This is a genomic window from Streptomyces sp. NPDC054841 (assembly GCF_053611045.1).
This window is the reverse complement of record NZ_JBSGZO010000323.1, coordinates 6,026-9,921: the sequence shown is the minus strand read 5'-3', so window position 1 is coordinate 9,921 and position 3,896 is coordinate 6,026. Positions and strand designations below refer to the sequence as shown.

6 protein-coding genes are annotated in these 3,896 nt (G+C 70.5%); 5 read left to right on the top strand and 1 reads right to left on the bottom strand.

Annotation, left to right across the window (positions count from 1 at the left end):
- Nucleotides 1–139 precede the first annotated feature (139 nt).
- On the top strand, nucleotides 140–481 hold the full coding sequence (locus ACWGI8_RS31430) for a hypothetical protein (RefSeq protein WP_453666079.1): 342 nt from the start codon (nucleotides 140–142) through the stop codon (nucleotides 479–481).
- 42 nt (nucleotides 482–523) lie between these two features.
- On the opposite strand, the gene ACWGI8_RS31425 is transcribed toward ACWGI8_RS31430, so the two are convergent.
- Nucleotides 524–1,198, bottom strand: coding sequence for a FadR/GntR family transcriptional regulator (locus ACWGI8_RS31425; RefSeq protein WP_453666077.1), 675 nt, complete (start codon nucleotides 1,196–1,198; stop codon nucleotides 524–526).
- Between the two features lie 166 nt (nucleotides 1,199–1,364).
- Between ACWGI8_RS31425 and ACWGI8_RS31420 the strand changes: the two genes are divergently transcribed.
- The 4 genes from ACWGI8_RS31420 (at nucleotide 1,365) to ACWGI8_RS31405 (ending at nucleotide 3,856) form a co-directional block, all read left to right on the top strand.
- The gene (locus ACWGI8_RS31420; protein ID WP_453666076.1) at nucleotides 1,365–2,717 is read left to right on the top strand and encodes a CynX/NimT family MFS transporter; all 1,353 of its coding nucleotides are present in this window, start codon (nucleotides 1,365–1,367) and stop codon (nucleotides 2,715–2,717) included.
- Between the two features lie 4 nt (nucleotides 2,718–2,721).
- A complete protein-coding gene (locus tag ACWGI8_RS31415; RefSeq protein ID WP_453666074.1) occupies nucleotides 2,722–2,838 on the top strand; it encodes an SGM_5486 family transporter-associated protein in 117 nt (38 codons plus the stop codon).
- Between the two features lie 170 nt (nucleotides 2,839–3,008).
- Nucleotides 3,009–3,218: a hypothetical protein gene (locus ACWGI8_RS31410; RefSeq protein ID WP_453666072.1), complete on the top strand. Its 210-nt coding sequence runs from the start codon at nucleotides 3,009–3,011 to the stop codon at nucleotides 3,216–3,218.
- A gap of 86 nt (nucleotides 3,219–3,304) precedes the next feature.
- A complete protein-coding gene (locus tag ACWGI8_RS31405; protein ID WP_453666071.1) occupies nucleotides 3,305–3,856 on the top strand; it encodes a SixA phosphatase family protein in 552 nt (183 codons plus the stop codon).
- Nucleotides 3,857–3,896: the final 40 nt, after the last annotated feature.

The following is a 3,896-nucleotide window of genomic DNA, read 5'->3' as shown; positions in this document are numbered from 1 at the left end:
GTGCGGGGGACCGGGGCATCGCCCGTTCGGGTCAATGGAACGGGCGGACAGCCCCCCGGCCGGGTGACCCTGGAGAGGCAATCCCTCCCTTGTGGTGCAGCAGCGGCGTTCGCCGCAGTACGGCCGAGGAGGTCTGCTTGTGCGTACGTCCTGGCGTTCAGCGTCCGCGCTGGGGGTACTGGTGGCCTTTCTGTGGCCGGTACCCTCAGCGGCCTCCCAGGCGCGCGGGGAGTCCGCTCCCCAGCCCTTCGGGGCCGACTGCAGCGTCTACGTCGAAGGCTCCCGGGCCACGGCGTACTGCCACAACCCCTACCTGGACACCGACCGGATCCAGCTCCACGTCGAGTGCGAGCGGTGGTGGGACGTCGACGCCGACAGCAAGCCCGTCGACCTCGGCCCGACCGAACGCGCCGAACTCAGCGAGCGCTGCTGGAAGGAGATACGCACCGTCTGGGTGAGCCATCTGCGCCGGCCCTCGTGACGACCGCGGCCTTGCGGCTCATGACGACCGCGACCGTGCGGCTCACACGCCGTTGCGCAGACACATGAAGGGGTAGCTCGCGGCCTCCGACGCCGCCGTGTCCCCGTCGCACGCCCGGATCGCCTCGACGAGCCGCGCATGGTCCATGTGGTTCTCCGGGCGCAGCTCCTGCCCCACGTCGTCGCGCAGCCAGTCGCGCAGCAGATCACCCAGGTCGGCGTAGAGCGTGGTCAGCACGTCGTTGTGGGACGCCGCGACGACCGCCAGATGGAATGTGGCGTCGGCCGCCACGAACACCTCGGCGTCGCCCGACTCCCACGCCTCCTCGCGGCGCGCCAACAGCGTGTCCAGCTGCTTCAGCTCCCGCTCCGTACGGCGCTCGGCGGCCAGCCGGGCCGCGGAGGACTCGAGGGTGGAGCGCAGCTCGGCGATGTGCCGGGGGTCGGCGTCGGCGAACCGGCGGTGCATGACCCCGGCCAGTTCGCTCGTTGCGACGACATAGGTGCCCGAGCCCTGCCGGATGTCCAGGAGCCCGTTGTGGGCGAGCGCGCGGACCGCCTCGCGGACGGTGTTGCGAGCCACGCCCAGCTGCTCGACCAGTTCGGGTTCGGTCGGAATCCGCGAGCCCACCGGCCACTCACCCGAGGTGATCTGGTTCCGCAGCTCGGTGATCACCTGGTCCGAGAGGGCGGAACGCCGGGGAGAGGTCAGCGCCATGGTGCTCCTTGTCCGCGGGATCGGTATGCGACGTCATACAGAAGTCTGTCGGATGAAAGCCGCATGGAAAGTCGACGGTGCGTCGTACGCAGAGACATGTGCAGAGGTATACGCAGAGTCGTACGGGATTGGACAACCAATCATCCCATGATTCTATGATGGCTCCATGTCCGACGAGACCCAGACCCGCACCCTGAGCCGCGCCACCACGGCACCCCGTACACGGGTCGATTCTCCCGCGCCGAAATCCCCGGCGTGGCCCGCGCGGCTCGTCGTCGTCGGTCTCGTCCTCGCCGCGCTCAACCTCCGCCCCGCCATCACCAGCCTCGGCGCCCTACTCGAAGAGGTGCAGAGCGGGCTCCACATGAGCGGCAGCGTCGCCGGAGTCCTCACCTCCGTACCGCCGCTCTGCTTCGCGGTCTTCGGCATCACCGCGCCCCGGCTCGCCCGCCGCTTCGGTCCCGCCGCCATCGTCTGCGCCGGAATGGCAGCCGTCACCGCGGGACTGCTGATACGTCCCTTCGCGGGCGGCACCGTCGGATTCCTCGCCGCCAGCGCGCTCGCCCTCGTGGGCATCGCCGTGAGCAACGTCCTGATGCCGGTGATCGTCAAGCGGTACTTCCCGGACCGCATCGGCAGTGTCACCGGGCTCTACTCGATGGCCCTGTCGCTCGGCACCGCGCTCGCCGCGGCCGCGACCGTGCCCATGACGGAGGCGCTGGGCGGCAGTTGGCGCGCCGGTCTCGTCGTCTGGGCCGGGCTCGCCGCCGCCGCCGTCCTGCCGTGGATCCTGCTGGTACGGGACCGCGATCGCGACCATGACCGCGACCGGGGCAGGGGCGCGAGCACAGGTACGGGCACAGGTCCGGGCACGGCCTCCGCGCGGCTCGGCGCGCCCGCGGACGGACGGACCGGGCAGGCACCCGCCCCGCGCATGACCCGCAGCCGTACCGCCTGGGCTCTCGCCTGCTTCTTCGGCCTCCAGGCCACCGGCGCGTACATCAGCATGGGCTGGATGCCGAAGATCTTCCGCGACGCCGGAGTCCCGGCAGGCACGGCAGGTGTGCTGCTCGCCGTGACCATGGTCATGGGCGTTCCGCTCGCCTTCGTGATCCCCCGGCTGGCCACCCGGCTGAAGACGCAGGGCCCGATCGTCGTCGCCCTCGGCCTGTGCGGACTGACCGGATACGCGGGCCTGTTCCTGGCTCCGGCCGCCGGCGCCTGGGCCTGGGCGCTGCTGCTCGGCATCTCCAACTGCGCCTTCCCCCTCGCGCTGACCATGATCGGCATGCGCTCCCGCACCGGCGCCGGCGTCGTACGGCTCTCCGCCTTCGCGCAGAGCGCCGGCTATCTGATCTCCATCCCCGGGCCGCTGCTGGTGGGCGTGCTCTACCAGCACAGCGGCGGCTGGGAACTGCCGCTCGCACTGATGGCCGGGCTGATGCTGCCGCAGATGGCGGTCGGCGTCCTGGCCGGGCGGGACCGCACGGTCGAGGACGAAGCAGGGATGCGACACTGACCCCATGCCTGTGCTCGACCCGAACCCCCCGAACGGCCACAAGAAGCTCCTCCTCGTCTTCGGCACGATGATCGTCATCACTGTGATCATCGGCGTCATCGCCTCGATCGCCGCGCCCTGAGTCCGGGGGACCGCCTCGCCCCGAAGCCGCGATGGTAGGGCTGGCCCCACCATCCCCTAGGGGGTGAGTGTCAGGGGGAACTGGGTGGCTCACCGGATGGGGGAGAGGGCTCAAGATCCGTAGGTTTGAGGTATCGCAGCAGCGCACCTTCTGACCTCACGGAGGCGGCCATGTCGGCCCGTATGCACACCCGGTCCCACGTCCCGGCCGCTGCCGGCGTCGACGTACGGCTGCCGTGGTGGGCCGTCGTTCTGCCGGTGATCGCCTTCGCCACGCTGTTCGTGCTGATGACCGGGACAGGCGAGGCGCACGCCGCCTCCGGCGACCCGTCCGTCGGGGCCTTCCTGGACCGGATCCAGCAGACCCTGACCGGTTCCTGACCACCCGGTTCGACCGTGTTCACCTTCGCGGGGCCGTACGTCAACACCCTGCGCCTGCTGGCTGATTTCATGCGAAGCTGAGGTGCATGAGCACCGCTGAGCTTTCCGGTGGGATGCCCCCCGGACACCCCGTATCGCGAAGGATCGTCCTACTCCGCCATGCCAAGGCCGACTGGCCCCAGGTGCCCGATCATGACCGGCCGCTCGCCGATCGGGGCCGCACGGACGCCACGGTCGCGGGCCGCAAGCTCGCCGACACCGGCATCCCCTTCGACCTGGCCCTGTGCTCGACCGCGGTGCGGACCCGCGAGACCTGGAAGCTGGCGGTCCATGAGCTGCCGCATCGCCCCAGGACGGTGTACGAGGAGCGGCTGTACGACGCCTCCCTCGGCGATCTGATCGCGCTGCTCAACGAGACTTCGGACGAGGTCGACGAACTGCTGCTCGTCGGCCACAACCCCGGAATGCACGCCCTCGCCGACGCCCTCGCGGGCAAGGTGGAGGGCGACGCCCTGGCCAGGATGAGCCGCGGCGGCTTCCCGACCGCCGCCTTCGCCGTGATCGGCTTCTCCGGCTCCTGGAAGTCCGTCGAGCACGGCGTGGGCACGCTCCTCGACTACTGGGCCCCGCACGATTAGCCGCCGTACGCCGTCCATGGACCGGCCCCGGTACGCGATC

Excerpts from the sequence above, each read along its gene's own strand:
- ACWGI8_RS31405 (WP_453666071.1), top strand. The coding sequence starts at position 3,305 with ATGAGCACCGCTGAGCTTTCCGGTGGGATGCCCCCCGGACACCCCGTA.
- ACWGI8_RS31425 (WP_453666077.1), bottom strand. The coding sequence starts at position 1,198 with ATGGCGCTGACCTCTCCCCGGCGTTCCGCCCTCTCGGACCAGGTGATC.
- ACWGI8_RS31420 (WP_453666076.1), top strand. The coding sequence starts at position 1,365 with ATGTCCGACGAGACCCAGACCCGCACCCTGAGCCGCGCCACCACGGCA.
- ACWGI8_RS31415 (WP_453666074.1), top strand. The coding sequence starts at position 2,722 with ATGCCTGTGCTCGACCCGAACCCCCCGAACGGCCACAAGAAGCTCCTC.
- ACWGI8_RS31410 (WP_453666072.1), top strand. The coding sequence starts at position 3,009 with ATGTCGGCCCGTATGCACACCCGGTCCCACGTCCCGGCCGCTGCCGGC.